3 protein-coding genes are annotated in these 2,753 nt (G+C 68.1%); 2 read left to right on the forward strand and 1 reads right to left on the reverse strand.

Annotated features, from left to right (window positions below; translation table 11 throughout):
• A partial coding sequence (locus AC27IQ_RS22045) for a mandelate racemase/muconate lactonizing enzyme family protein (RefSeq protein WP_487090800.1) occupies positions 1 to 1,047 on the forward strand: 1,047 nt, incomplete at its 5' end.
• A gap of 256 nt (positions 1,048 to 1,303) precedes the next feature.
• Positions 1,304 to 2,203 carry a LysR substrate-binding domain-containing protein gene (locus AC27IQ_RS22050; RefSeq protein ID WP_487090801.1) on the forward strand — a complete coding sequence of 300 codons (900 nt, stop codon included), beginning with the start codon at positions 1,304 to 1,306 and terminating at the stop codon, positions 2,201 to 2,203.
• 19 nt (positions 2,204 to 2,222) lie between these two features.
• On the opposite strand, the gene AC27IQ_RS22055 is transcribed toward AC27IQ_RS22050, so the two are convergent.
• Positions 2,223 to 2,753, reverse strand: a 531-nt coding sequence (locus AC27IQ_RS22055) for a methyl-accepting chemotaxis protein (RefSeq protein WP_487090802.1), incomplete at its 5' end; no start/stop codon positions are given.

A 2,753-nucleotide genomic window follows, 5' to 3' on the forward strand; every position in this document is an offset into this window, starting at 1 on the left:
GACGGCAAGCCGGTGATCGGCTACGGCTTCAATTCCAACGGCCGCTACGGCCAGGGCGCGCTGATGCGCGACCGCTTCATCCCCCGCGTGCTCGAAGCCGAACCCGCCACGCTGGTGGACGGCACTGGCGAGAACCTCGACCCGCACAAGGTCTGGGCCCGCATGATGATCAACGAAAAGCCCGGCGGCCACGGCGAGCGCTCGGTGGCCGTGGGCACCATCGACATGGCCGTGTGGGACGCGGTGGCCAAGATCGCCGGCCAGCCGCTCTACCAGCTGCTGGCCGAACGCTACGGCAACGGCACGCCCGACCCCCGCGTCTTCGTGTATGCCGCCGGCGGCTACTACTACCCCGGCAAGGGGCTGGACGGCCTCCGCAAGGAAATGGAGAGCTACCTGGCGCGCGGCTATTCGGTGGTCAAGATGAAGATCGGCGGGGCCTCGCTGGCCGACGACTGCGAGCGCATCGAGTCGGTGCTCAAGATCCTCGGCCCGGGCCAGCAGCTGGCGGTGGATGCCAACGGCCGGTTCGACCTGCCGACCGCCATCGACTACGGCCGCGCCCTGTCGCAGTACCCGCTGTTCTGGTACGAAGAGGCCGGCGACCCGCTCGACTACGAACTGCAGGCCAGGCTGGGCGAGGTGTACCAAGGCCCCATGGCCACGGGCGAGAACCTGTTTTCGATGCAGGACGCGCGCAACCTCATCCGCCACGGCGGCATGCACAAGGACCGCGACTGGCTGCAGTTCGACTGCGCTTTGAGCTACGGGCTGGTGGAATACCTGCGCACGCTGGACATGCTCAAGGACCATGGCTGGTCCCCCAGCCGCTGCATCCCCCACGGCGGCCACCAGATGTCGCTGGCCATCGCCGCGGGCCTGGGCCTGGGCGGCAACGAGAGCTACCCCGACCTGTTCCAGCCCTATGGCGGCTTCCCGGACGGCGTGAAGGTCGAAAACGGTTACGTCACGTTGCCACCGTTGCCGGGCATCGGGTTCGAGGGCAAGTCCGACCTGATTGCGGAGATGCGGGCCCTGGCTTCCTGAGAATATGGCGGGGTGTTTTGCTATAAAAATATGAGCAATATGCCCTAGTAGGATATGCGCTGCAAGCCTGTTTGATCACAATCGATACCCCGGTGGCATCGCCCCGCTGCCCGGCTTCGCCATGCGATGCCGGGCTTTTGCCTTTGGGGGTAGCGCGGGGCGTGCGCGTGCCTTTATGCTGGCCAAGGCGCTGTGACGGGGCGGTATTTGCTTGTATGGTCATTGTTCTCGTGTCCTCTCGCGCCCACCCACTCCCATGGACATCAAGACCCTTCGCCTTTTCGTGGAAATCGCCAAACACGGCAGCTTCGCCGAAGCGGCCAAGGTGGTGTGCGCCACGCAGTCGGCGGTCAGCAAGGCGATGAAGGGCCTCGAATCCGAAATGGGCGTGCAATTGCTCGCTCGTTCGGGCCGTGGCAAGGGCCTCACTGCCGCCGGCAACCTGCTGCTTCGCCGCGCGGTGAACATCCTGCATGAGATGCGCGGGCTGGAGGGCGAGCTGGCGGAAATGCAGCAGGTCCAGCGCGGCAGCCTGCGCATCGGCTTTCCCCGCATGGGTACCAGCGCGTACTACGCGGGGCTGTTCACCGAGTTCCGGCAGCGCTTTCCCGCCATCGACGTGGCCATCGTGGTCGAGCCGCTCGACCGGCTGGAAGCGCAGCTGCGGGCGGGCGAGGTGGATCTGGCGGCCCTGGTGGCGCCCGCCGCGCACGACTTCGACTGGCAGCATGTGCGCACCGAGCCCGTGGTGGCCCTGGTGCCGCAGGCCTTCGTGCCCGCCGGCACCACGCGCATTTCGCTCGCGGACCTGGCGCAATGGCCGCTCATCCTGTTCGAGGAGGGCACCACCGTGAACCAGGCCCTGCTGCAGGCCTGTGCGCGGCAGGGCGTGCGACCCCGCGTGTCGGTGATGGGCACGGGGCAGGTCGATTTCATCGTGCAACTGGTGGCGCAGCAACTGGGCGTGATGCTGCTGCCGCGCGCCATCACGCGCTGGAGCAAGCACCCCGGCGTGCGCTATCTCGATGTGGACGATCTGCCCTCCATCTGGCACTACACGCTGGCCTGGCGCCGCGGCGTGCCGCACACGCCCGCGGCGCGCGCCTGGCTGGACCTGGCCCGGGATTACTTCCAGGTGCGCGAGCTCGGGCTCTGATCTCCGGTTGCGGGCTGGTTCAGTAGGCGCCCGACGAGCCGACCAGCCGCTGCGCGGGCGCCGGCAGTGCGCCAGTGCGGCTGCTGCTGCGGACGGGGGTTGCCGGGGTTCCGGCCGTGCCGGCATCGGTGTCGCCCGGCAGGCGGAACTGGGCCACCATGCGCGAAAGCGATTCGGCCTGGAACTTCAGGCTGTCGGCCGCAGCGGCGCTCTCCTCCACCAGCGCGGCATTCTGCTGCGTGACCTGGTCCAGTTGCTGCACCGCATCGCCCACTTGGTTGATGCCGCTCGATTGCTCGGCGCTGGCCGCACTGATCTCCGACAGCAGCGTGGACACCTGTGTGACCTGCGCCACCACCTCGTCCATGGTGCGTCCGGCCTGGGCCACGAGATCGCTGCCGGTGCTCACGCGCGACACGCTGGCTTCGATCATCGCCTTGATCTCCTTGGCGGCCTCCGCCGAGCGCCCCGCGAGCGACCGCACCTCGCTGGCCACCACCGCGAAGCCGCGCCCTTGCTCACCCGCGCGGGCCGCTTCCACCGCGGCGTT

Source organism: Acidovorax sp. KPB24-07 (genome assembly GCF_057543315.1).

Bases quoted from the DNA above. Each gene is read 5' to 3' on its own strand.
- AC27IQ_RS22050 (WP_487090801.1), top strand. From the start codon at position 1,304: ATGGACATCAAGACCCTTCGCCTTTTCGTGGAAATCGCCAAACACGGC.